This is a genomic window from Phreatobacter sp. (assembly GCF_052440005.1).
Taxonomy (GTDB): Bacteria; Pseudomonadota; Alphaproteobacteria; order Rhizobiales; family Phreatobacteraceae; genus Phreatobacter.
In genome coordinates this window covers 39446-64391 of the sequence record NZ_JBQVQL010000007.1, presented here as the reverse complement: position 1 = coordinate 64391, position 24946 = coordinate 39446, and the positions used below count along the sequence as shown (strand labels likewise).

Sequence of the window (24946 nt, the reverse complement as noted above, 5' to 3'; positions counted from 1 at the left end):
ACGCCGCCGGAGTGCCCCCTCAACGAGGGGCGGTGACCTGGGTTCCTGTCTTCTGCCTCAGGCGCGGCGATCGTCGGGTCGCGCAGGAAGGGCAAGTGCCCGCCGGGCCGCGGGCTGAGGCTTGCTACGGCGTCATCGAACGGCGTCATGGAGACGGCGCCATGACGGGTGCGGCCGGCGCTGCGGCAACATGACACCGCCGAAACTGGCAAGAGCCGTGAACCAAGCGCACCTTCAGGCGTTGCGACCGGAATGACACCCCGGCTCGAGGACGCGATGCGGTTCACTATCAATGACAGGCCCGTCGAGGCCGCATGCGATCTTCGCACGTCACTCCTGGATCTGTTGCGCGACCATCTCGGGCTGACGGGCACCAAGAAGGGCTGCAACCAGGGCGCCTGCGGAGCCTGCACCGTGCTGGTCGACGGCGAGCGGATCAATTCCTGCCTCGCCCTGGCGGTCCAGTACCAGGGCCGCAGCATCACCACGATCGAGGGCATCGGCGATCTCGGCGCATTGGCGCCGCTCCAGCAGGCCTTCATCGACCATGACGGCTTCCAGTGCGGCTACTGCACGCCAGGTCAGATCTGCTCCGCCGTCGCCATGGTGGCGGAACTGCGCCGCGGCCTGCCGAGCCACGTGACACCCGACCTCGGCGCCGCCTCGCCCGCCTGGACCCGCGAGGAACTGCAGGAGCGGATGAGCGGCAACCTGTGCCGCTGCGGCGCCCATAACGGCATCCTCGACGCCATCGAGGCCGCCTTCCCGGAGGACGCACGATGAACCCCTTCGGCTACGAAAGGGCCGGCACGGCCGCCGAGGCCGTCGGCATGGCCGGCGCCGCGGGCGCCCGCTATCTCGGCGGCGGCACCAATCTCGTCGATCTCATGCGGGAGACGGTCGAGACGCCGCGCCAGCTCGTCGACGTGTCGGGCCTGCCCGCCGACATCCGCGAGGGCGAGGACGGCGGGCTGTTCATCGCTGCGGCTGCGCGCAACACGGCCGTGGCGGAAGACCGGCGCGTCCGGACCCGCTATCCCGTGCTGTCTCGGGCCATCCTGGCGGGGGCGAGCGCCCAGATCCGCAACGTGGCCACCACCGGCGGCAACCTTCTCCAGCGCACGCGCTGCGCCTATTTCTACGACAACGAGGGCTCGCGCTGTAACAAGCGCAACCCGGGCGAGGGCTGCGATGCCCGCGGCGGGTTCAACCGCTACCACGCCATCCTCGGCGCCTCGGATCACTGCGTCGCGACCCATCCCTCGGACATGGCGGTGGCGCTGGCGGCCCTCGACGCCGTCGTGCATCTGCGCGGGCCAGCAGGCGAGCGCAGCATGAAGCTCACCGAACTCCACCGCATGCCGGGCGACCGGCCTGACCTGGACACGGTGCTGTCACCTGGCGACCTCATCACCGGCATCGGCCTGCCGCCGCTTCCCGAGGCCACACGCTCGGCCTATCGCAAGGTCCGCGACCGCTCCAGCTACGCTTTCGCCCTCGTCTCCGTCGCCGCGGTCCTGTCGGTGAAGGACGGGATGGTGGACGAGGTGCGCCTGGCGCTCGGCGGCGTCGCCCACAAGCCCTGGCGCGCCGGGAAGGCCGAGGCGGCCCTGCGGGGCGGCCCGCCGACGCCCGAGGCCTTCGGCCGGGCCATGGACGCCGAACTCGCCGAGGCGCGCCCCCTGTCGGGCAATGCCTTCAAGATCGACCTCGCCCGCCGGACCGTCGTTGCCGTGCTGGAAAACCTCGCGGGAAGCCGGACATGAGCATCATCAAGGACGCCAAGCAGCTGGCCCAGGGCCTGGTCCAGGGGGCGGTCGCCAAGGCCGTCGCCCTCGCGCCCGACAGCTGGGTTCCCGGCGGCGAGCCCGACCCGCTGATCCGCATGCGCCACGGCCACGTCGGCAAGCCCGTCTCCCGCATCGACGGGCCGCAGAAGGTCGCTGGCAAGGCGACCTTCGCCGCGGAGTTCCCGATGGAAGGTCTCGCCTACGCGGCCATCGCGTACAGCACCATTGCCAAGGGGCGCCTCGTCGCCGTCGAGACGGAGGCGGCCGAGGCCGCGCCCGGTGTCGTCCTGGTGATGACCCATCGCAACGCGCCGCGGCTGAAGCCGCCCCCCGTGTTCATGTCCTCGCAGAAGGCGGCGGCCGGCGACGATCTTCCCGTCCTCCAGGACGACCGCATCCACTGGAACGGCCAGCCCGTCGCGGTGGTGCTGGCCGAGACCCAGGAACAGGCGGACCATGCCAAGTCGCTGCTCCGCTTCACCTACGAGGCCGAACCCTCCGTCACAGACTTCGCCGAGGCCGAGGCGCGCGGCACGGCCCAGTCCCAGTTCCAGGGCGAGCCGCTGCACGATGCCATCGGCGACGCCGAGGCGGCCCTCGCGGGCGCCCGCTTCAGGGTCGACGCGGACTATGCGAGCCCGCGCCACAACCACAATCCCATCGAACTCCACGCCGTGACGCTCGCCTGGCAGGGGGACGTGCTGCGAATCCACGACGCCCAGCAGGTGCTCGCCCATGCGGCGTGGACACTGTCGCAGGTCTTCGACATGCCCGAGGAGAAGGTGGTCGTCACCTCGCCCTTCGTCGGGGGCGGTTTCGGCAGCAAGACCCTGTGGCGGCACCAGATTCTCGCGGCCGCGGCGGCGAAGCTCGCAGCGCGCCCGGTGCGCCTCGTCCTCTCCCGGGAGGGTGTCTATCGCGTCGTCGGCGGCCGTTCGCAGACCGAGCAGCGCGTCGCCCTCGGGGCCGATGCGGAGGGGCGGCTCGAGGCGATCATCCACACCGGGGTGACGGTCAAGACGGCCCACAACGCCATGCCGGAGCCCTTCATCCTGCCGACGCGCAGCGCCTACCAGGCGAAGACGCTGCTCCTCGACGTGCAGGAGGTGGAGCTCGACATGCTCAGCAACACTTTCATGCGCGCGCCCGGCGAGGCGGTGGGCACCTTCGCGCTGGAATCGGCGATGGACGAACTCGCCCACGAGATCGGCATGGACCCGATCGAGCTGCGCATCCGCAACGAGCCCGAGAAAGACCCGATTTCCGGCCTTCCCTTCTCCAGTCGCAATATCGTCGAGGCCTGGCGGGCCGGGGCCGAGCGCTTCGGCTGGAGCCGCCGCAATCCGACGCCCGCCGCCGTTCGGGACGGCGAGTGGTTGGTCGGCATGGGCTGTGCCACGGCGACCTATCCCTATTACCGGATGCCCGGTGGCGCCGCCCGCCTGACCCTGACCCAGGACGGGCGTGTCGCGGTCGATCTCGCCGTCCACGAGATGGGCATGGGCACGTCCACCGTGCATACGCAGGTCCTCGCCGACCGCCTGGGTGTGCCGATGGAGAACGTCGCCTTCAACTATGGCGACTCCCGGCTGCCGGGCGTCATCATGGCCGGCGGTTCGCAGCAGACCGCGGCCATCGGCGCCTCGCTCATAGCCGTCTGCGACAAGCTGGTCGGCGAGCTCCTCGCCCTCGCGGGCAACGACTCCCCGATCGCCGGCCTCGACGCCGATGCAGTGGTCGCCCGCGAGGGGGGCCTCGCCAAGCGCGACGAGCCGCAGCGCCACGAGACCTACGCCTCGATCCTGCAGCGGGCGCAGCGCCAGTCGGTGGTGGTCGAGGCGACCCCCGCCCGCCCGCTCGAGACCATGCACTGGTCGATGCACAGCCACGGCGCCATGTTCTGCGAGGCGCGCGTCAACGCGGTGACGGGCGAGATCCGCATCGCGCGCTTCCTCGGCTCCTTCGACTGCGGCCGCATTCTCAACCCCAAGACGGCAGCGAGCCAGTTCCGCGGGGGCATCATCATGGGCCTCGGCCTCGCCCTGATGGAGGAGACCCAGTTCGACGAGCGCAACGGGCGGGTGATGAACCCGAACCTCTCCGACTATCACGTGCCGGTGCATCTCGACGTGCCGGCCATCGACGTGATGTGGACCGACATTCCCGACCCCCACACGCCCATGGGCGCGCGTGGCATCGGCGAGATCGGCATCACCGGAACGGGTGCGGCCGTCGCCAACGCCGTCTTCAACGCCACCGGCCGGCGCGTGCGCGACCTGCCGATCACCCTCGACAAGCTGCTCTGAGATGCGGGGCCGCCGGCGTCTTCAGCCGGCGGTCTCGGAAATGCGGCGGATGGCGTCGCCGAGCGACTTCGCGTCGAAGGGCTTGCGGATCACCACCGCGGCCTGCGGCGCTCCATCCTCCAGCGGCTCGGCATAGCCCGTGCAGTAGATGAAGGGCACGCCGAGGGCCTGCAGCGCCTCGGCCACCCTCCGGCTCGTCTCGCGGCCGAGATTGACGTCGAGCACCCCGATGTCAGGCGTCCGCTCGGCGATGATCGCCAGTGCGGCGTCGCACGAGCCCGCAGGGCCCGCCACCTCGCAGCCGAGTTCGATCAACGTCTGCTCGAGTTCCATGGCGATCAGCGCCTCGTCCTCGACGATCAGGACCTGCTGGCCGGAGACCCGCGGGGGCGCGATGCTGACCGCTGCCTCGGGAGCCTCCGGCGGCGCCGGCGGGAGCATGGCTTCCAGCTCCTCCGCCGGCACGTCGATGCGGCAGAAGAGTCCTTGCGGGTCCCAGTCGAGCCGCACCTCGCCGCCGAGCTGGCGCTCGACCGACGTGCGGATCACGGTCGAGCCGAAGCCCTTGCGGCCCGGCGGCTGGACCCGCGGCCCGCCGCGCTCGCGCCAGATCAGTTCCAGCGTGCGCGAGGCAGCCGGTCCCGCATGGCGCCAGGACACGTCGAGGCTGCCGTGCTCGCTCGACAGGGCGCCGTATTTCGCGGCGTTGGTGGCGAGTTCGTGGAGCGCGAGGGCGAGCGCCTGCGAGGCCGCCGGGCGAAGGCGAAGGGACGGCCCCTCGATATGGATGCGGTCGGCGCCGGGCCGGGAGAAGGGCGCCAGCTCCTCGCGCACCAGCGTGTCGAGATTGACGCCCTGCCAGCGGCTCTCGGCGAGCAGGCTGTGGGCGCGGGCGAGGGCATGGATGCGCCCGCTGACGGCGGCCTTGAAGGAGGCGACGTCCGGGCTCTTGGTGAGCTGCACCACCGACTGCACGACGCTGAGGAGGTTCTTGGCGCGATGATCGACCTCGCGCGCCAGGAGCCGGGCGCGGTCGTCGGCCTGCCGTCGTTCGGTCATGTCGAGGGAGACACCCACCAGCCCGACCACGGATCCGTCGCCCGCGCGCAGGGGCGTCTTGATCGACAGCCACTGCGTCAGCGCCCCATCGGGCTGGACAATGTCCTCCTCCACCTGCCGGGCGATCCCCGCCGCCATGACCTGGCGGTCGTTCTCCATGATGGCGCGGGCCTTCTCCTGGTCCGCCATGACGTCCGCGTCGGTCTTGCCGAGGAACAACTCCGGCGGCGTGCCGGTGGCCTCGGCAAAACCGCGGTTGCCGAGCAGGATGCGCCCGGTCAGGTCCTTCGCGTAGGCAGCCCCCGGGAAGGTGTCGAAGAAGGCCTGCAGCAGGGAGGTTGCGCGGTCCCGGTCGGCCTCCAGCACCCGCCGCGCCTCCACGTCCACCGCCACGCCGGGGAACCGCAGCGGGCTGCCGTCGGCGGCGAGTTCCACCTTGCCGCTTGCCTCCACCCAGCGGAAGACGCCGTCGCTGTTCCTGACCCGATACTCGCACCGGTAGCTGCCGCCCCCGTCCAGAGCCCCCTGGATCGCCTCGCGCACCAGCGCCTGATCCTCCGGGTGAATGGCCGCGACTGCCAGGGCGATCGGGAAGCCGGCCCGTGCGTCCTCGATGGAGATGCCGAAGGTCCGCGCGAAGCGCTCGTCGGCCGTCACCCGATCGGCCGGCACGTCCCAGACCCAGGTGCCCTGGATCGCGCCGGAGTCCAGCGCGAGTTCGAGCCGTTCCTTCGCCAGGCGCTGCTCGTGCACGTCGGTGGAGGTCCCGAACCAGGCGGTGACCGCGCCGTCAGCGTCGCGCAGCGGTTCGGCCTGTGCCACGTACCAGCGATAGGCGCCGTCCGCGCGGCGGTAACGCATCTCGATGCGATAGGGCTCGCCCGCGGCCCGCGCCGTCTCCCAGGCCACCGCGGTCCGCTCCACGTCGTCAGGATGCAGCGCGGCCATCCAGCCGTTGGGGAGTGCTTCCGCCGGGCTCTGGCCCGTGAACGCGTACCAGCGCTCGTTCAGGTAATGGATGTCGCCGTTCGCCGTGGCGAACCAGACGAAGGAGGGGATCGCGTTGGTGAGGGTGCGGAGGCGGTCCTCGCTCTGTCGCAGCAAGTCGCCGCTCTGCCGCAGCGCCTCCTCGACGCTGCGGCGCTCGTCGATGTCGATCACCGAGCCGACATAGCCGAGGAACTCGCCCGAAGGCGAGAATCGCGGAGCCGCGGCGTCGATCGCCCAGCGATAGGCGCCGTCAGCGCGTCGCAGGCGATATTCCAGCCGGAACGGCGCATGCGCAGCATTGGCCTCGCGGAACACGTCCTCGGCACGCGCGCGGTCGTCGGGATGGGTCGCCCCGAGCCAGCCGTAGCCTTCCGCATCCTCCCGCGTCTGGCCGGTGAACTCGTACCAGAGTCGGTTCAGATAGGTGCAGTAGCCCGAGGCGTCCGTCACCCACATCATCATCGGCGAACTGTCGGCGATGTTGCGGAACCGCGCTTCGCTCTCCCTCAGGTCGTCCTCGGCGCGGGCGCGCTCCACAGCCTCCCAGGTTCGCGCACCCGTCTCCTCGATCAGGCTGATCTCCTCGCTGGTCCAGGCATGGGGCTCGCGGAAGTTGACGTAGAGCGACGCCGACAAACGGCCGTGGCGGATGAGCGGGGCGGAGGCATAGGCGCGCGTGTCGATCGCGGCCCAGACGGCGGCGTCCTGGCCGGGATCGGTGAGCACGTCGTCACAGCTCTGGGTGAGGCCGCAGCGCTGGCGGGCGATGTTCTCGGCGCCGAAGCTGTCGAGCGGGAAGCGGCCCGACAGCGGCTGCACGCCCTCCGCCCAGCACACGTCGAGGGAGACGGTGGCGTCGTCCTGCAGCACCTCGCCGTATCCGACGCGCTGGGCGCCGAGATGACGTCCGAGCGCCGTCGCCGCGGCCAGCATGATGGCGCGTCCGTCGCTCTCCTGGCGCAGCGCGTCCCCGAGCTTCAGCTTGAACTCCTGCCGGCGCAGGCCGAGCAGGCGGTCGGTGGTCTCGTTGCCCTGGTTGAGGATGCCGACGACCCGGCCGTCCTCGTCGAGGATCGGGGTGAAGCTGTAGTTCCAGTAGGTTTCGTGGACCCGGCCGGACCTGTGCATCGGCAACATCTGGTCGAAGACGGAAAACCCCTCGCCCGTCGCCAGCACGCGCGTGAGCTGCGGCCCCACCACCGGCCAGATGTCCGACCACACCTCCGCGCCCGCCCGCCCGAGGGCCCAGGGATGGCGCTCGCCGGGGATTGGCGCCCAGGCGTCGTTGTAGATCAGCAGGAGGTCGGGCCCCCAGTAGATCGCGGTGGGGAAGGCCGAGTTCAGGCAGATGGCCACGGCCGACCGGAGGCTCGGGGGCCAGCCCGCGGGCGCTCCCAGCGGATGGGCGGACCAGTCGAAGCTGCGGATGCGCTCGCCCATCGGGCCGCCGCCGGCCAAGAACTTGGGATTGTCCAACGCTGAAGGCCCCCTCGCGCGGAGGGGGCCGTGTCGGACCGTCCCGCGCGCCTGTGCTGGGGCGGACTGCCCCCCGACGCGCCCATGAACGTGCGGCAGGGCCATTTGTTCCGAAGCCAATCCCCTGTCCGTCAAACCCCCGGGAACAGCGGGTTGATCTCGGACAGGGGATCTCTGCCGCAGCGCCTCAGCGGGAGGTGACCGCGGTGGGACAACCGCCTTCCGAAAGGGGACGGAAAGCGTCGGCGAAGGCGACGGTCGCGACCTGTTCGTAGAGGTCCCAGGGTGAGCGGGACTGCCCCGGCGCCTTGACGCGGAACAGGTACATGTCTCGCTCCACCCGCCCGTCACTGCGGATGCGGCCGTTCTTCAGCGTCGCGTCGTTGATCGGCAGGCTGCGCATCGCCGCCGCCACGGCCCGCGGCTCGTCGGTCCCCGCCGCCTGCACGGCCTTCAGATAGTGCAGCGTCGCGCTGTAGTCGGCGGCATTCATCATGTTCGGCATCAGGTTGCGACGGGCGAGGAAGCGCTGGGAGAAGGCGCGCGCCTCGTCCGACTGGTCCCAGTAGAAGCCCTCCGTCAGCAGCATGCCCTGAGCCGCCTCCAGCCCCAGCGCATGGACGTCGGTGATCATCAGCAGGAGGCTTGCCAGGCTTTGGTTCCCCCGGCCGCCGACGATGCCGAACTCACGGGCGGTCTTGATCGTGTTGATGGTGTCGTTGCCACCGTTGGCGAGGCCGATGATGCGCGCGCCGGAGGCCTGCGCCTGCAGGAGGAAGGAGGAGAAGTCGGTCGAGTTGATGGGCGCCCGGACCCGGCCCAGCACGGTCCCGCCGGCCGCCTCGACGAAGCGCGCCGCGTCGCGCTCCAGCACGTGGCCGAAGGAATAGTCCGCCGTGACGAAGAACCAGGAATTGCCGCCGTTGCGGACGGCGGCTGTCGCCAGGGTCTTGGCCAGGGCGTAGGTGTCGTGCATCCAGTGGAAGCCGGTCGGCGAACAGGCGGTGCCGGTGAGGTCGGACGAGCCGGAGCTCGTCGCAATGTCCAGTTTCCCCATCTCGCGCGTGTAGGAGCGCACGGCGAGGGCGACCGAGGAGGCGCCGAGGCCGACCACCACGTCGACGCCGCGCTCGTCGTACCACCGGCGGACGATGGCCGATCCGACGTCGGGCTTGTTCTGGTGGTCGGCCGAGAGGACCTCGATCTTCCGGCCCAGCACCGTGCCGCCGAAATCCTCCACCGCCATCTGCACCGCGATCAGGCTCGAACGGCCGGTGATGTCGGCATAGGGCCCGGACATGTCGTTGAGGACGCCGATGCGCACCGCCTCGTCGGAGACCTGCGAGAGGGCGGGTGTCGCGGCCGCCGCCCACAGGAGGCATGCGGCGATCAGCGGAGCGAGCTTGGGTCGGGGCATGACGGGTCTCCTGGACGGTGCTGACGACATCCGTCGGCCGCTCGGGCCTCAGGCATGCAGAGGACGGGCTAGGCTCGTCCGGAAGGGCGTTGGCGTCGGCGCCCTAGAACGGCGCGTCGGCGGACGCGGTGCTGCGGCGGGCGATGGCGCGTTCCCCCGCCTCCCGCCGCGCATCGAGCATGGGCCTCGCCGCCTGGCGGATGGCGGCGAGCGCTTCGGGCGGCGCGCTGCGCTCGGAGGTGTCGAAGGGCGGCTGCGGGTCGTATTCGAGCAGCAGCTGGAGCCGCCGCGCGACCTCCTCGCCGCACAGTTCGGCCGCCAGCTGGAACGCGAAATCGATGCCCGCCGTCACGCCGCCGCCGGAGATGCGGTTGCGGTCGACGACGATGCGCTCCGCCACGGGGATGGCGCCCAGGGGGGCGAGCTGGTCGCGCGACAGCCAGTGACAGGCCGAGCGATAGCCGTCCAGCAGACCCGCACCGGCGAGGATCAGGCTTCCGGCGCAGACGGAGGTGACGTAGCGGGCCGAGGCGCCGGCTTTCGCGACGAAGGCCATGACCTCCGGATCGTCCATCACGGCGATCTGGCCGGGACCGCCGCCGACGCAGAGCACGTCCAGCCGGGGGCAGTCCGCGAAGGCCGTGGTCGGCATGAGAATGAGGCCGACGTCGCTGGTGATCGGCTCGATGCGCTTCCACAGGAGGTGCATACGCGCCCCCGGCAGCCGCGCCAGCACCTCGAAGGGGCCGGTGACGTCGAGCTGGGTCATGCCGGGGAAGAACAGCAGCCCGATCTCCAGAGGGGGTGTCGTCAAGATGGCCTCCGTCCGTGGTGCACGCGGTCACTTTGGCCATGACAGGAGGCGGCGGAAACGACATTCTGCCCTCCTTTCCTGCCACGCGGGAATGCGACCCTCTCGAAGGACAGGCCAGTGCAGCGTCACGTCGTCTTCGTGGTCTTTCCCGACGCCCTGATCCTCGATCTGTCGGGTCCGCTGGCGGCGTTCGAGATCTCCTGCGAGACGGCTCCCCGTGAGGCGGCCCCCTATTGCCTGACGGTCGCCTCCGTCGCCGGCGGCCTCGTTCGCACCTCGTCCGGGCTCGAGATCATGACGCGGTCGCTGCACGAGGTCGGCGATGTGGACACGCTCCTCGTCGTCGGTGGCCCCGGCGTGCACGAGGCGGCGAAGGACCCGGAGCTCGTCCGCTGGCTGGCGGACAATGCCGGCCTCACCCGGCGCCTCTGCTCCGTCTGCACGGGCGCCTTCGTCCTCGCCTCGGCCGGGCTACTGAAGGAGCGCAAGGTCGTCACCCACTGGGGCTCGTGCCAGCTCCTGCAGGACCGCCACCCCGAACTCACCGTCTCTCCCGACGCCATCTTCGAGAGGGACGGTTCGATCTGGACCTCGGCCGGGGTCACCGCGGGCATCGACCTCGCGCTGGCCATGATCGAGGAGGACCGCGGCCACGCCGAGGCGATCCGGGTCGCCAAGCGGCTGGTCGTGTTCCTCAAGCGTTCCGGAGGGCAGGCGCAGTTCAGCGTGCCGCTGGCCCTGCAGGAGGCCGACGACGACGGTTTCGAGCCGCTGCACCGCTGGATGGAGGACCACCTGGACGCCGACCTCAGGGTGGAGACGCTGGCCCGGCGCGTCGCCATGAGCCCCCGGACCTTCGCCCGGCTCTACACCGCGCGCACCGGCCGCACGCCGGCGAAGGTGGTGGAGGACATGCGCCTCGAGGCGGCCCGCCGCGCCCTGGAGGAGACCCGTCACAGCATCAAGGACATCGCCCGCAAATGCGGCTTCCTCGACGAGGAACGGATGCGCAGGGCCTTTCGGCGGCGGCTGGGCGTCAGCCCCCAGGACTACCGGATGCAGTTCGGCGCAGCCCCGCCCGCATCACCCGCGCCGACGCGCCAGGTCCCGGCCTGAGGCGGCTCCCCCCTCCCGCTCACCCGCGCCGGACGTTCCAGAACACCGGGTTGCCGTTGAGAATGCCGGTGAGGTTGCTGCGGAAGGCGGTCGGGAAGAACCGCTGGCCCAGCGGGATATAGGGCACCTCCTGGAAGGCGAGTTCCTGCATCCGCCGGGCGATCGCCACCTGCGCGGCGGCGTCCGGGGCCCGGAACCAGTCGTCGCGCATCTGCTCCATGGCCGGGATGCTGGGCCACCCGGGGGCGGCATTGCGCCCGTGGGATCGCAGGAAGGCATGGCCGGCCGGCGTGAACAGGTCGGTGCCGCTCCAGAAGGTGTGGAACACGTTCCAGCCGCCCTGGTCGACGGGATCGGTCTTGGCGCGCCGCTGCACCACCGTGCCCCAGTCCGAGAGCTGGTAGTCGACGTTGAAGCCGAGCTTCTTCAGGAGGTCGGCGCCGACGTCCGACAGGGCCTTGGAACTGGCGATCTCCGCCGCCCCGAGCACCACGACCTTCTCGTCCTTGTAGCCTGCCGCGGCGATGGCGGCCTTCGCCTTCTCCAGTTCGCGCGGTCCGGTGATCGCGGCCATGCCGGCCTCCGTCGCCATCGGCGTGCCCGGGCAGAAGATGCCGACGCCGTCCTTCCACAGCTCGCGGTCGCTGGTCTGCGCCTCCATGAAGTCCGACTGGGTGACGGCCGACAGAACGGCGCGGCGGATCGCAGGATTGTCGAAGGGCGGCACGAGGTGGTTCAGCCGCATGGTGGAGATCCAGCCCGTGGGGTCGATGACGCGGGTCGAAACGCCGCGCATGGCCTTCAGCGCCGGCAGCAGGTCGGCGTCGGGGGAATACCACCAGTCGATCTCGCCCGCCCTCAGGGCTCCCATGGCCGTGTTGGGGTCGGGCATGATCCGCCATTCCACCCGCTCGAAATGGGCGACCTTAGGCCCCGCCGTCCAGTCCGGCGTGCCGCCGGAGCGCGGCACGTAGCCGTCGAACTTCTGGTAGGCGATCAGCGCGCCGGGAACCCGCTCGCCGGCGAGGTAGCGGTATGGGCCGGAGCCGACCATCTCGGTGACACGCTCCATCGGCGGGGTGTTCGCCAGCCGTTCCGGCATCATCGCGCACATGTTGGGCGATGCCTTGCCGAGGGCGTCGGGCAGCAGCGGGAAGGCATGCTTGAGGCGGAAGCGAATGGTCTTGTCGTCGGGCGCGGAAAGCTCGTCCGTCGCCGCCATCAGCACCTGGCCAAAGGCGTCGCGGGCACCCCAGCGCTTGATCGAGGCGACACAGTCGCGCGCGAGGACGGCCGAACCGTCATGGAACTTCAGCCCGTCGCGCAGCGTCAGCGTCCACACCCGCCCGTCGCTTTCGGTGGTCGCGCCGGCGAGCATCTGCGGCTGCATGCGGTACTGGCCGTCCATGCCGAACAGCGTGTCGAAGACCATGTAGCCGTGGTCGCGGGTCGGATAGGTGGTCGTCCAGACCGGATCGAGCACCGCCACGTCGGTCTGCGGCACGAACTTCAGGACGTTGGCGCCCTGCGCCAGCGACAGGGAGGGTGCGGCGAAGGCGGCAGCGGAGGTGGCGAGAAAGCGGCGGCGAGAAAACTGACGGGCCATGGCAGCACCTCATGAACGGGGGAGGGCGCAGGATGGGAGGGCGAGGTTTCTCTGTAAAGTCCACTGTCCCGACAATAATGCCGCAAGTCGGCTTCGCCCGGCCGAAATGAAACGCGTGGAGAGACTGAAAAAAATACCAGTTTCAGCGAGTGATTTCACGGTGAAGGCGTATTTTTCCAAATATAGACTGTGAAAAACGCCGGATCCGCTGCGGAGATTGCCGCTGGCGGTGGTATGAAGATAACGTTTGATGTGTGTGAGGCGCGTGGCCAGACGGGAACCCTTCGGTCCGGGCCTCCTAGCGTCTGAGGCCGGGCGCCTCGATCGGCAGGCCCTGCGCCCGCGCCGCGAGATAGAGCTCGAGCGCGAGGTATTCCGGTGACCCCAGCGAGAACTGCGTCGCCCTGACGCCGAGCGAGCAGGCCCGGAGCCGGCGGTGCAGCGACCCCATGGTGTTCCATTCGAGCCGGTAGGCCGGGAACCCGGTGCCGACGCCGCTGGAGATGATGTCGCCGCGCAGCCGCCGGCCGACATTCTCCGCGTGGCACTGGGCGCAGGAAAGGTTGAACTGGCCCATGCGCGTCTCGAACAGCCGCCGGCCCTCGGCGACGAAGGACGCGGCCGGTCCGTCGGTGGCGACCGCCGTCGGCAGCCCCCTCGACTGCAGCGCGACGGCCGCCGTGAGCGAGAGCAGCGGCTCGCTTTCGTAGCCGTAGGCCGGCGCCTGCTGGTGGCGGCTGCGGCAGGTCTCGATACGGCCTTCGAGGTTGAGGAGGCGTCCGTCCTCGGCCACCTGCGGATAGCGGGTCGCAACGCCGCGCATCCCGCCGATGTCCCCGTGGCAGCCCTGGCAGGACGGGCGTCCGCCGGCCGGCGGCGCGCGCCAGTGCGCCTCGCCGGAATCCACCCAGAGCCAGCCGGGATGCCGCGAGGGGTCGTCCTGCAGCGCCCTGAGGTCCGGGGACAGGAACGCCGCCGGCGCACGCACCTCGCCGGCGCCGGCCGCCACTGCGGCGAGGAGCAGGGCGAGGGCGATCGCCGCCCTCATGTCACGGTGAAGCCCTGGCGGCGCTCATAGGTGACGCCGCCGTCCTCGATCCATTCGAACACGAGCTCGCCGCTCCGCTCGGCGCGGATCGTGAAGGCGACATAGGGATTCGCGGCGATGCCGGACGACAGCTCCATGCGGAAGAGCTCGTGCCCCTCCTGGCTGACGCGCAGGGTGTGGATGATCTTGCGCGCGACGGGCCTGAGGCCGGGGGCGTCGATGGCCCGCTCCATCGGATGGCGGGCGAGAACGCGGATCTCGACGATCTCGCCGCGCTTCGCCTCTGCCGGCATGGTGATGCGGGCGGGCAGGGTGGCATTGGCCATGGCTCAGCCTCCGTCGACGCAGGCGCCGAGAATGACGATGACCTCACGGGCCCCGCGATGGACGACGCCGCGGCTCGTCTCTGCCAGCACCACGATGGTCTGCGTCTCCGCAAGGCGAATGCGCGTCGCAACGTCGGCGCGGCCGGCCTGCGGGCCGATGTGGAAGGTCGCCACCCGCGGCACAGGGTTCTTGTCCGCGAGGACATGGATGCGGGCGACGTGGTCGGCGGCGCTCATCGGGCTGTCCACCCTGACGGCGATGTCCACCGCATTGCCGTTCTCGGAGAGCTGCGGCATCTCGATGGAGAGGCCCGACGCTGCCGGCTCGCGGCCGGCGAGGATCGCCCGTTCGGCGGCGGCGAAGGTTTCCGCAGGGGCCGTCTGGCCCGAAGCGGCGGCGGGAACGAGGGCGGCGGCCGCGGCTGCGGCAATGGCGCCGCGTCGCGTCAGGAGGTCTGGCCGGTCGGACGGAGGTTTGGGCATCATTCACTCCTTCAGGGCGGACAGATAGGCGACCACGTCCTCGATGTCCTGTGCGGAGAGGACCGGTCGCCCGCGCCAGCGCGCGTCGACATGAACGAGGCCGGCTGTGCGATGATAGGCCGGCATCACCGCGTCAGGGTTGGCGAGCGTCGGATCGATCAGCCTGAGCCGGATCTGGCCGGCCGCGAGGCGCGCGCCGACCCCCGCAAGCGGCGGCCCGACCTCGCCCATGAACGCCTCGGTGGCATCGGGGATCGTGTGACAGATCAGGCAATTGGCTGTCTCCCGGTTACGCACGATCCGCCCGCCGCGCTCGGCCGAGCCCGCAAGCCCGCCGAGCGGTGCTGCGACGACGTCGCCGGAGACGACGAAGGGAGCGACCTCCTGCCCCGCCGCGGCTGCGGCGAGGCCGAGGAGCACCAGGGCGGCGAGGGTGGCCCTCACGCCCGCCTGAGGTCCTGGTCCTTCAGCGGCACCGAGCGGATGCGCTTGCCCGTGGCGGCGAAGATGCCGTTCAGCACCGCCGGCGCCGCCACCATGATGGTCGGCTCGCCGACGCCGCCCCAGAAGCCGCCGGAGGGCATGACGATGGTCTCCACCGGGGGCATCTCGTCCATGCGCAGCACGTTGTAGCTGTCGAAATTGGTCTCGACGATCTGCCCGTCCTTCACGGTGCAGGCCCCATAGAGAAGGGCGGAGAGGCCGTAGACGAAGGAGCCCTCCACCTGCATCTCGATCTGGCGCGGGTTGACGGCGACGCCGCAATCAGTGGCCGCGACGATGCGATGAACCTTGAGGCGGCCCTGCGCATTCACCGAGACTTCGGCCGCGGCGGCGACATAGCTGCCGAAGCCCATCTGCTGGGCGATGCCGCGATGGACGCCGGCCGGCGGCGGCTTGTCCCAGCCGATCCGCTCGGCCACCGCGTTGAGCACGGCGAGATGGCGCGGGTGGTTGCCCATCAGCTTGCGTCGGAACGCGAGGGGATCCTGCCCCGCCGCATGGGCGAGTTCGTCGAGGAAGCACTCGAGGTAGATGGCGTTCTGGTTGTGGTTCACGCCCCGCCAGAAATGAGGCGGCACGTGGGTGTTCCGCATGGCGTGGTCAATCAGCAGGTTGGGGAACGAATAGCCGATCTGGCTGTCGTTGCCGCCGGCGTTGAGCCCCTGGAACTGCACGGGGTCGCGGCCGCTCTGCAGCGCCGTGGGGAAGACGTAGGAGAGGATCGACTGGCCGGAAATGCGCATGTGCAGCCCGACCACGTTGCCCTGGGCGTCGAGGCCGCCGGTCATCTTGGCCATGGTCACGGGGTGGTAGCGCCCCTGCACCATGTCCTCCTCGCGCGTCCACTGCGTCTTGATCGGGACGCCGGGGACCTGCTTGGCGATGGTAACCGCCTGGATCAGCCAGTCGTGGGTGGTGCGCCGTCCGAAGCCGCCGCCGAGGTCGACGCGGTGGACGTCGCAGGCCGTCTGCGGCAGGCCGGCCGCCTGGGCGGTGGCGGCCAGCGCCGCCTCGCCGTTCTGCGTCGGGCACCAGACGTCGCAGCGGGTCGGTGTCCACACCACCGTGGCGTTCATCGGCTCCATGGGAGCGTGGTTCTGGAAGGGATAGTCGTAGACCGCCTCGATCTTGCGCGCTGCGCCGGCAATGGCGGCGCGGGCGTCGCCGTTGGTATTGCCGACGAAGGCCTCCGGCGCCTCGAGCCCCTCGCGCAGCTGCGCCGCGATGGTCTCGGAGGAAACCGACCGGTTGGGGCCGTAGTCCCAGGTGACGGGCAGGGCGTCGAGGGCCGTCTTGGCCTGCCAGAACGTGTCGGCCACCACGGCCACCGCGGTATCGGCGACCTTGAGCACGTGGCGCACGCCCGGCATGGAGGAAACCTTGGCGGCGTCGAACGATGCCACCTTGCCGCCGAAGACCGGGCATTCCTTCGGCACGGCCACCAGCATGCCCGGCATCTTGAGGTCCGAGCCGTAGACGAGGGCGCCGGTGGTCTTCGCCGCGGTGTCGAGACGCTTCACCGAGGTGCCGATGACCGTCCAGTCCTTCGGGTCCTTCAGCGGCACGTTGGCGGGCGGCGTCAGCCGCGCCGCGGCCGCTGCGACCTGTCCGTAGCGCACGGAACGGCCTGAGGCGGCGTGCGTAATGACGCTGTCCTTGGCGGTGCACTGTGCCGCGGGAACGCCCCAGGCGTCGGCTGCGGCCTGGATCAGCATGACGCGGGCGGTGGCGCCGCCGCGGCGGACGTATTCGTGGCTCTGGCGAATGCCCTGGCTGCCGGCGGTGAGGAAGGCGCCCCAGGCGCGATTGCGCGCCAGCGACTGGCCGGGCGTGACGTATTCCGTGACGATCTTCGACCAGTCGCAGTGCAACTCCTCGGCGATCATCTGGCAGAGGCCGGTACGGGTGCCCTGACCCATCTCGGAGCGGGCCATGCGCAGCACCACCGTGTCGTCGGGCCGGATGACGACCCAGGCGTTGATCTCGGGCGTTGCCGCGGGTGCCGGTTGCTGGGCGAAGGCACCGGTCGGCAGGCAGAAGCCGACGGTCAGTCCGGCGGCGGCCTTGAGGACGGCGCGGCGGGAGGTGGTCGTGGTCTCGATGAGCGTCATGTCGGCCTCCCTCAGCCCTGGCGGTTCGCGGCGGCCTGCTTGATGCCGGCGCGGACACGGTTGTAGGTGCCGCAGCGGCAGATGTTCGTCATCGCCGCGTCGATGTCCTCGTCAGTGGGGTTCGGCTTCTCGGCGAGCAGTGCCGCCGCCGCCATGATCATGCCGGACTGGCAGTAGCCGCACTGGGGAACGTCGAGGTCGCGCCAGGCGACCTGGACAGGGTGCATGCCGTTCGGCGACAGGCCCTCGATGGTGACGATCTTCTGGTCAGGGGTGACCGCGCTCAGCGGCATGGCGCAGGAGCGCACCGCCTGGCCGTCGATATGCACCGTGCAGGCGCCGCAGGCGGCGATGCCGCAGCCGTATTTCGTGCCGGTGAGGCCCGCATGCTCGCGCAGGGCCCAGAGCAGCGGCGTGTCCTCCGCCGCCTGGACGTCGACCACCTGGCCGTTGATGTTGAGTTTCGCCACCGCAGTCTCCCTTGTCCCACCGGCCCTTGCACGGGCTCTTGTCTGGAACGAGTCCACATTGGACGGCCGATCGGCACAACCCGCTTTGGTGCAGGGCTCCTTCACTTTGTCGAGAGGCGGTGGCCGTCTCGGGTGGTCCGCGGCGCCTTGGGTTATGCGGCCCTGTGCAGCGCCCGTTCCTCGGCCGCCAGATAGGCCTCCATCCGGCCGACGAACTGTACTGCGGCCGCGGGCTGGGCAAGCTCGGCGGGCGCGACGGAGGTCAGGCCGACGATGCCGACATGGCCGAGGTTGGCTGCGGCGCCCTTGATCTGGTGGAGCAGGCCTTCCAGGGCCGTGACGTCGCCCTTGTCGGCTGCGGTGCGGATGTCGGCCAGCAGGCGGCGCGCCTCGTCCACGAAGGTCCCGACGAGCCGTTGCCCGACCTCCGGACCGATGGCATCGAACAGGGAGTTGCGAACGGAGAGGTCCACCCCACCCTGATCCACCTGTTCGGCGGGCGCCGGGGCCGACGAATGCCGCGCCACGACCGCCTCGAGCTTGGCGCGCGTGACGGGCTTGGCGAGGAAGTCGTCCATGCCCGCGTCGAGGCAGGCCTGCCGGTCCGAGGCGAAGGCGTTGGCCGTCAGCCCGATGATGGCGGTGTGTGCGTTCGGTCCGGTGCCGGCGCGCAGGGCCTGGGCGGTCCGGACCCCGTCCATGACCGGCATGTGCATGTCCATCAGGATGACGTCGAAGGCCTGGCGCCCGGCGAGGTCGAGGGCGACCTGGCCGTGGTCGGCGACAGTCACGGTGTGGCCCATGGCGGTGAGCAGCAGCGTTGCCACCTGCTGGTTCACCGCGTTGTCCTCGACGAGAAGCACGCTGAGGTGGTTCGGCAGCCTGGTTCGCGCCGCCCGTTCCGCCGGCTGGGCGACGGCCTTCGCTTCAGGCGCCGGCACGTCGAACCAGAAGACCGAGCCCTTGCCGAGGGTGCTTTCGACGCCGATCTCGCCGCCCATGGCGTCGACGATGCGCTTGCAGATGGCAAGTCCCAGGCCGGTTCCGCCGAAGCGGCGGGTGATGGAGGCGTCGACCTGCGAGAACTCCTTGAAGAGGTGCACGTGCGAGCCCTCGGCGAGGCCGATGCCGGAATCGATGATCGAGAAGCGCAGGCCCTGGCGGCCGCCCGCGAGGGTGCGTGAGCCCACTGAGAGGATGATGCCGCCCGTCAGGGTGAACTTCACCGCATTGGCCACCAGGTTGATGAGAACCTGCCGGATGCGCGTGCCGTCGGTCTCGATGGAAGCCGGCACGTCGTCGGCGATGACGACGTCGAAGCTGAGCTTCTTCTCATGCGCCCGCGGGCCGAGCATCTCCCTGACCGAGGTGGCCAGTCCCCGCACGTCCACGGCCGTCTGCTCCAGCTGGATCGCTCCGGAATCGAGTTTTGCGTAGTCGAGCACGTCGTTGACGATGTCGAGCAGCGCTTCGCCGCATTCGTGGATGGTCTTCAGGTGGCCGCGCTGCTGGGCCGAGAGTTCGGTCGTCTCCAGGATGGACGACATGCCGATGATGCCGTTGAGCGGCGTGCGGATCTCGTGGCTCATGGTGGCCAGGAAGGCGGTCCGCACCTGGGACGCCTTCTCGGCGACGTCGCGGGCATCGCGAAGCGCCGTCTCGAAGCGCTTGCGCTCGGTGATGTCCGTGTAGGTCTGGACGAAGCCGCCGCCGGACAGGTGGCGTGTGCAGATCTCCAGAACCGTATTCCCTCGGACGTGCTCGCGCACAGCGAGGTGATCGGGATCGGGCGGCGCGCCGCCCTGCTCGTCCATCACGATGCTTTCCCCGGTGGCGCGTTCGTGGAGAAGCAGGACCTCGAGAGGGAAACCTTGCCGCGTGAAGGTGGCTGGTAGGCCGAGCAGATCGAGGGCGTTCTGGTTGACCACGGCGACGTGACCGTTGCCGTCGACCATCAGGATGCCCTGCGCCATGTTGTTCAGGGTCAGCGCGAGTTCGCTGGTCGCCGCCCTGGCCGCAGCCTTGCTCCGGGTGAGTGCGGCGAGGGCTGACCCGAAACGACGCCAGTAGGCGATCCCGAGCAGGATCACGCCGAGGACGCCGACCGTGAGGCCCGTAGCGATCAGTCGCATCTGGGCCGCGGTCGCGATCCGGCGCTGCCGTGCATCCGTGTCGTCAACGCGCACGGCGACGATGAGCGGCCAGTCGTTGATCGCCCTGTAGGCCGTCGCCCGGCCCCGCTCCTGGTTCTCGCCCATCTCCACGACGAGCCCGTCGGTGAGGGCCCTGGAAAGGGCTTCTTCGCCTTCGTAGCGGCTGCCGAGCGCCTGGCGGGTCAGGCCCGCCATGGCCCGCACGACCCGGTCGCGGCCGACGACCGCGATGCCGCCGCCCCTCCCAAGATCGATCGTCTCGTAAAAGCGCGACAGGTAGTACGGGTCCAGCGAGGCGACGATGACCCCGCGGAAGGTGCCGTCGGCATCGCTGATCCGCCGCGTCAGCTGGATCGACCAGCGTCCCGACGCCCGACCGAGGACCGGCTTGCTGATGAACAGCGTGTCCTGGTCCGCATCGAGATGCACGCGGAAGTGCTCCCGGTCGCTCAGGTCGACCCGCGGGGTTGCCCCGGCCGTGGTCGTCGTCTCCATCCGGCCGTCGGCCCCGATGATGGTGAACTGCAGCGCCAGTTCCTTGAAGCTGTATTGGTTCGTCACCCAGGCCTGCAGATCGAATGCCCCCCCACCACGCAGATAGTCCTGGCGGATGAACTTGATCGTGTTGTCGGTCTCGTTGATCGCCTGGCGGATATGCTCGTCGAACAGGCGCGCATAGTTCTGCGCGGTCTGGCTCGCCGTCCGCTGGGCGAAGGCCTGCTCCTGGCGGATGTCCATTTCCACTGCGGTCCAGATCATCCCGATCACGGCAAAGCCGAGAGCGGATGCCAGGGCAATGAGACGCCGGACGGATTTCTGCGCGCTGACCTGCGACTGCGCCATGGGATGTTGCCTCGACCGAAGATGGCGGACGCTGTCATGCCCGTCTTCCCCAAGCGTAAAGATCGATCTTGCACGGCCGGATATTTGTGTCTGTGCTAACAACCACTTTCCCTGATGGTCGAAGCTACCCAGGGATGTGGTGATGAGGTCATTTACCTCTTTGCGCTATGCGATAGGGTGCGCCGGCCGAGCGATGGCTGATGAACGAGCGGGATCGCCCATGCCTGTGATGATCGTCGATGACGCGGAGACCAATCTCCTCGTCATCAAGTCCCTGGTTGAGGCCTGCGGAGTACCGGGTTCGACGACGTTCAAGAGCCCGACCGAGGCCATCGACCGGCTCGACGATCTCGCGCCGACCCTGATCCTGGTCGACTACATGATGCCGGATCTCGATGGCATCGCGTTCATCCGTCTGGTCCGGTCGAGGCCGCGGTTCGCCGACACCCCCGTCGTCATGGTGACCACCGCCGACCAGCGTTCGGTCCGCCTGGAGGCCCTGGAGGCCGGGGCCACGGATTTCATCCTGAAGCCGATCGACCCGGCGGAGTTCAAGGCGCGCTTCCGCAACCTGATGCAACTCGCCGACGCCCAGGCGAAACTGAAAGATCAGGCGGCCTGGCTGTCCAGCGAGGTGCACAAGGCGATGGAGGTCGCGCGCGGACGCGAGGCCGAGATCGTCACCCGCCTCGCACGCGCCGCCGAACTCCGCGACCCCGAGACCGGCCAGCACCTCGAACGCATGTCGCGCTATTCCGAGAAGATCGCGCGGGCGCTCGCCCTCGACGACGAGTTCTGCGAGCGGCTGCGGATCGCCGCCCCGATGCACGACATCGGCAAGATCGGCATTCCCGACTCGATCCTGCTCAAGCCCGGGCCTCTCACGCCAGCCGAGCGTCTCGAGATGCAGAAGCACGCCCAGCAGGGTGGCGAAATCCTCGAGCGCTCGACGTCCGAGCTCATCCGCCTGGCGGGCGAGATCGCCATCTCCCACCACGAGCGCTTCGACGGTTCGGGCTATCCCTTCGGCCTCGCCGGAGAAGCCATTCCGCTCTCCGGCCGGATCACCTCCCTCGCCGACGTGTTCGATGCCCTGACGTCCGTGCGGCCCTACAAGAAGGCCTGGGCTCCCGAGGAGGCGCGCTCCTACATCCTCGCGGAGCGGGGGCGTCATTTCGACCCCGCCTGTGTGGACGCGATGATGGCGGCCTGGACCGAGATCCTCGCCATCCACGCCAGTTCCGCCGATCCCGACGGCAAGGCCCGGAGCTAGTGCCCTCCCGGGCACCGACGTCGTGCGGGTGATCGCGCGAGCGGATCACCGGATGCACCGCGGGGGCCCAGGCTGCTATAGCGGACGGTAGGCCGGCCCAGAAAGAGGCCGGCTCCCGGCGCGCTCCTGGAATGCGATCATGGTTCAAACCGACAGCCGCGGCTTGCCCATCACCACCCGGTCGGACGAGGCCGCGAGCCTCTATCGCGCCGGCGTCGACCTCCTTCTCTCCGCCTGGCCCGGCGCCGTCGAGACGCTCGGCAGGGCGGTGGAGGCTGACCCCGACTTCGCACTCGCCCGCGCAGCCCTGGCACGGGCCCATGCCGTGCGGGCGGAGCCCGAGGCGGCGCGGAGCCAGATCGCGAGGGCAGCCGAGCTCGTGGCGGAAGGCGGCACGGACCGGGAGAAGAGCCATGTGCAGGCCCTCGCCCTGGCGATCGCCGGGCAGGGCGCCCAGGCCCTCGATCGCGTCCTCGTCCATCTGGAAGCCTGGCCCCGCGACGTCCTCATCTTCGGGCTTCCCCTCGGCGCCTTCGGGCTCTTCGCCTTTTCCGGCATGGCCGACCACGACCAGGCTCGTGTCGATCTCTGCGACCGCCATGCGGCGCAGTTCGGCGCCGACGACTGGTGGTTCCTGACCTATCGCGGCTGGTCCCATGCCGAGAACGGCGCAGTGGCCTTCGGACGGAGCCTTGCGACGAAGGGTTTCCACCTGAGGCCCGCCAATGCCAATGGCGCCCATGCGGTGTCGCACGCCATGTTCGAGGACGGGGCGGGCGCCGAGGCCGATGCCTTCATCGCCGGCTGGCTGCCGGACTACGACCGGACGGGCGTGCTGCACGGCCACATCGCCTGGCACCAGGCGCTCTCCGCACTGGAGCGCGGGGACGCGGATCGGGCTCTCGCCATCTATCGGACCTTCGTCCAGCCCGCAGCCTCCGCGGGCCTTCCCATCAACATCGTCACCGACTCCGTCTCGCTGCTCTGGCGGCTCGAGGCCTATGGCCACGCCGTTCCCGCCCCGCTCTGGGACGAGGCGGCGCGCTATGCAGGCGAGAGGTTCCCGGGCGCCGTCCATCCCTTCGTCGAGGTGCATCTGGGGCTCGCCGAGGCCATGACCGGCCGCGCCGACCGGCTCGCCGTGCGCATCGACGCCGCCAGCCGCCTGGTCGAGGCCGGACAGCTGCCGGCGGGTCCCGTCGTGCCGGCTCTGTTCAGGGCGGCTCTCGCCTTCGCCGAGGAGCGATACGCCGCCTGCGTCGCCCTCCTCGAGCCCTTGGCGTCCGAGGTCGTGCGGATCGGCGGCAGCGGCGCCCAGCGCGAGGTCTTCGAGGACACGCTGCTGGTGGCGCTGATGAAGGGCGGCGAGGCGGAGAAGGCCCGCGCGCTGCTGGACGAGCGCCTGCACCGCCGTCCCTCGCCCCGCGACAGCGCCTGGCGAGGCGGGCTGATCGCCTGACGGAACAGGCCCCTAGCCCGCCACCGGCGTCAGGCGCGTGATGCGGCTCGGATTGACCTCGGCGAGATAGAGCGTGCCGTCGGCGGTGCCCCAGATGCCGTGGGCGCCGTTCAGCACGGGGCGGCAGGAGCCGACGAGGCGGCCGTCGCGATCGAAGCGGGAGAGCCGCGGCACCTGATCCGTCACGAAGACCGAGCCCTCGGCGTCGCTCCACACGTCCATGGCACGCGGCATGTCCGCCCAGGCGTCGAGCGGCTCGCCTTCGGCCGAGAAGACCTGGAGGCGGTCGTTCTCGCGGTCCGTCACCAGCACCCGCCCGTCGCCGGCCACCCAGACGCCGTGCGGCGTGCTGAACTCGCCCGGCCCCGTGCCGCGCCGGCCGAAGCTCCGGATGAGGTCGCCCGCCGCCGAGAAGTGCTGCACGCGCGATGCCCCGTACCCGTCGGCGACGTAGAAGCTGCCGTCGGCGGCAAAAGCGACGGAGGAGGGGTGCGAGAAGGTCTCGCCCGGGCGTTCCGGCGTGCCAAGCCTGCGCACCACCTTGCCGTCGGAGCCGAAGACGACGATGCGATGGGCGTCACGGTCGACGACGACGACGCGGTCCTCCGGGTCGACCGCCAGCATGTGGGCGTCGAGGATGTCTTCCGCGCCGAAGGACCTGACGAAACCGCCCTGAGGGTCGAGCTCGACGACGGGATCCGCCGGCGCGTCCACCAGCGGGTCCAGCCGCAGCAGCACGAAGACGTGGCCGCGGCTGTCGCAGGCGACGTCGCTGACGATGGAGCGCCCGCGGTCGAAGGCGCCGAAGGGTCGCTCGACGCGGTAGCGCTGCGCGCCCAGCGACACGTAGAGGCTGCGCGAGCCCGGTTCGGCGGTCATGGCGGCGCTCCTGGCGTTGCTGGCGGGACTAGATCGAGGCCATCCGCTTCAGGCCCACCAGCCGGTCGCAGACGATGAGGGCGGCGATGGTGCCGAGGATGAGAAGCGCCGAGATGGCGGCGACCGTCGGGTCCGGCGACATCTCCACCTGGTTCAGGAGCTGGATCGGCAACGTCTTGGTGCGCACGTCCACGAGGAAGATCGAGACGGGATAGTTGTCGAACGAGGCGATGAAGGCGAAGAGCCCGCCGCTGACGAAGCCGGGCAGGATGTTCGGCACCAGCACGGTCCACAGCGCCGCCGGGTAGGACCGGCCGAGCATGCGCGCCGCGTCGACCATGGCGAAGTCGAACAGCGACAGGCTGGCCAGCACCGTGCGCATGATGAAGGGCATGGTGATGACGACGTGGGCGATCAGCAGGGTCGAGTAGGTGTCGCGCAGGCCGAAATCGCGCGCCGCCTGCAGGAAGGCGATGCCGAGCACCAGGCCCGGCAGCATGAGGGGCGAGGCCATGAAGGTCGCCACCGCCTTGGCGCCGGGGATCATGCCGCGCGTGATCGCGATGGCGCAGAGCGTGCCGAGCACCAGCGAGACGGCGGTGGACAGGGCGGCGATCTGCGTCGAGAGCCAGACCGCCTGCAGCATGGAATCCGCGTTGGCGAGGGATGCGTACCAGCGCAGCGAGAACCCGGGCGGCGGGAAGGCGAAGACCGCCGACGAGGAGAACGACACCGTCAGCACGATGAGGATCGGCAGGAACAGGAAGGCGATGACGAGGCCGAGGACGAGGCGGCAGAAGAGCGAGCCGAAAAGGGCCATGGG

General features: G+C 70.0%; 19 protein-coding genes. 6 read left to right on the top strand and 13 right to left on the bottom strand.

All coding sequences use genetic code 11. The annotated features are described in order from the left end of the window. The first annotated feature begins 276 nt into the window (after window positions 1-276). The 3 genes from ACT6XY_RS03230 (at window position 277) to ACT6XY_RS03220 (ending at window position 4096) form a co-directional block, all read left to right on the top strand. Entirely contained in the window at window positions 277-783 is a 507-nt protein-coding gene (locus tag ACT6XY_RS03230) for a 2Fe-2S iron-sulfur cluster-binding protein (RefSeq protein ID WP_444746889.1), read from the top strand. Beyond that, window positions 780-1766 carry an FAD binding domain-containing protein gene (locus tag ACT6XY_RS03225; RefSeq protein WP_444746888.1) on the top strand — a complete coding sequence of 329 codons (987 nt, stop codon included), beginning with the start codon at window positions 780-782 and terminating at the stop codon, window positions 1764-1766. Before ACT6XY_RS03230 ends, ACT6XY_RS03225 begins: the two co-directional genes overlap by 4 nt. A gap of 119 nt (window positions 1767-1885) precedes the next feature. Then, window positions 1886-4096 carry a xanthine dehydrogenase family protein molybdopterin-binding subunit gene (locus tag ACT6XY_RS03220; protein ID WP_444746919.1) on the top strand — a complete coding sequence of 737 codons (2211 nt, stop codon included), beginning with the start codon at window positions 1886-1888 and terminating at the stop codon, window positions 4094-4096. Window positions 4097-4117: 21 nt separating this feature from the next. Here the strand turns inward: ACT6XY_RS03220 and ACT6XY_RS03215 are convergent, their stop codons facing one another. The 3 genes from ACT6XY_RS03215 to ACT6XY_RS03205 all read right to left on the bottom strand — a co-directional run bounded on the left by ACT6XY_RS03215 (window position 4118) and on the right by ACT6XY_RS03205 (window position 9852). Beyond that, entirely contained in the window at window positions 4118-7585 is a 3468-nt protein-coding gene (locus ACT6XY_RS03215) for a PAS domain S-box protein (protein WP_444746887.1), read from the bottom strand. A 223-nt stretch (window positions 7586-7808) separates the two neighbouring features. Continuing rightward, window positions 7809-9038 carry an ABC transporter substrate-binding protein gene (locus ACT6XY_RS03210; protein ID WP_444746886.1) on the bottom strand — a complete coding sequence of 410 codons (1230 nt, stop codon included), beginning with the start codon at window positions 9036-9038 and terminating at the stop codon, window positions 7809-7811. A 103-nt stretch (window positions 9039-9141) separates the two neighbouring features. Continuing rightward, complete coding sequence (locus ACT6XY_RS03205) at window positions 9142-9852, bottom strand: DJ-1/PfpI family protein (protein WP_444746885.1); 711 nt, start codon at window positions 9850-9852, stop codon at window positions 9142-9144. A gap of 117 nt (window positions 9853-9969) precedes the next feature. On the opposite strand from ACT6XY_RS03205, the gene ACT6XY_RS03200 reads away from it, so the two are divergent. Beyond that, window positions 9970-10968, top strand: coding sequence for a GlxA family transcriptional regulator (locus ACT6XY_RS03200; RefSeq protein WP_444746884.1), 999 nt, complete (start codon window positions 9970-9972; stop codon window positions 10966-10968). A gap of 19 nt (window positions 10969-10987) precedes the next feature. Here the strand turns inward: ACT6XY_RS03200 and ACT6XY_RS03195 are convergent, their stop codons facing one another. From ACT6XY_RS03195 to ACT6XY_RS03160, 8 genes are all read right to left on the bottom strand, one after another. Next, window positions 10988-12574, bottom strand: a complete 1587-nt coding sequence (locus tag ACT6XY_RS03195; protein WP_444746883.1) for an ABC transporter substrate-binding protein — start codon at window positions 12572-12574, stop codon at window positions 10988-10990. A 298-nt stretch (window positions 12575-12872) separates the two neighbouring features. Next, window positions 12873-13622 carry a sulfur oxidation c-type cytochrome SoxA gene (gene soxA, locus ACT6XY_RS03190; RefSeq protein WP_444746882.1) on the bottom strand — a complete coding sequence of 250 codons (750 nt, stop codon included), beginning with the start codon at window positions 13620-13622 and terminating at the stop codon, window positions 12873-12875. Next, complete coding sequence (locus tag ACT6XY_RS03185) at window positions 13619-13948, bottom strand: thiosulfate oxidation carrier complex protein SoxZ (protein WP_444746881.1); 330 nt, start codon at window positions 13946-13948, stop codon at window positions 13619-13621. Before ACT6XY_RS03185 ends, soxA begins: the two co-directional genes overlap by 4 nt. Window positions 13949-13951: 3 nt before the next feature. Further along, window positions 13952-14431, bottom strand: coding sequence for a thiosulfate oxidation carrier protein SoxY (locus ACT6XY_RS03180; protein ID WP_444746880.1), 480 nt, complete (start codon window positions 14429-14431; stop codon window positions 13952-13954). 3 nt (window positions 14432-14434) lie between these two features. Continuing rightward, entirely contained in the window at window positions 14435-14875 is a 441-nt protein-coding gene (gene soxX / locus ACT6XY_RS03175; RefSeq protein ID WP_444746879.1) for a sulfur oxidation c-type cytochrome SoxX, read from the bottom strand. Further along, window positions 14872-17046 (bottom strand): molybdopterin cofactor-binding domain-containing protein, encoded by a 2175-nt coding sequence (locus tag ACT6XY_RS03170; protein WP_444746878.1) that lies wholly within the window; start codon window positions 17044-17046, stop codon window positions 14872-14874. Before ACT6XY_RS03170 ends, soxX begins: the two co-directional genes overlap by 4 nt. Window positions 17047-17057: 11 nt before the next feature. Then, the gene (locus tag ACT6XY_RS03165; RefSeq protein WP_444746877.1) at window positions 17058-17516 is read right to left on the bottom strand and encodes a (2Fe-2S)-binding protein; all 459 of its coding nucleotides are present in this window, start codon (window positions 17514-17516) and stop codon (window positions 17058-17060) included. Between the two features lie 152 nt (window positions 17517-17668). Then, window positions 17669-20512, bottom strand: coding sequence for an ATP-binding protein (locus tag ACT6XY_RS03160; protein ID WP_444746876.1), 2844 nt, complete (start codon window positions 20510-20512; stop codon window positions 17669-17671). Between the two features lie 220 nt (window positions 20513-20732). On the opposite strand from ACT6XY_RS03160, the gene ACT6XY_RS03155 reads away from it, so the two are divergent. After that, on the top strand, window positions 20733-21785 hold the full coding sequence (locus ACT6XY_RS03155) for an HD domain-containing phosphohydrolase (RefSeq protein WP_444746875.1): 1053 nt from the start codon (window positions 20733-20735) through the stop codon (window positions 21783-21785). A 139-nt stretch (window positions 21786-21924) separates the two neighbouring features. Continuing rightward, entirely contained in the window at window positions 21925-23244 is a 1320-nt protein-coding gene (locus ACT6XY_RS03150; protein WP_444746874.1) for a tetratricopeptide repeat protein, read from the top strand. Between the two features lie 12 nt (window positions 23245-23256). Here ACT6XY_RS03150 and ACT6XY_RS03145 read toward each other — a convergent pair whose 3' ends face one another. Both ACT6XY_RS03145 and ACT6XY_RS03140 read right to left on the bottom strand, forming a co-directional pair. Next, on the bottom strand, window positions 23257-24123 hold the full coding sequence (locus ACT6XY_RS03145) for a hypothetical protein (RefSeq protein WP_444746873.1): 867 nt from the start codon (window positions 24121-24123) through the stop codon (window positions 23257-23259). Between the two features lie 28 nt (window positions 24124-24151). Further along, window positions 24152-24943, bottom strand: coding sequence for an ABC transporter permease (locus ACT6XY_RS03140; protein WP_444746872.1), 792 nt, complete (start codon window positions 24941-24943; stop codon window positions 24152-24154). Window positions 24944-24946 lie beyond the last annotated feature (3 nt).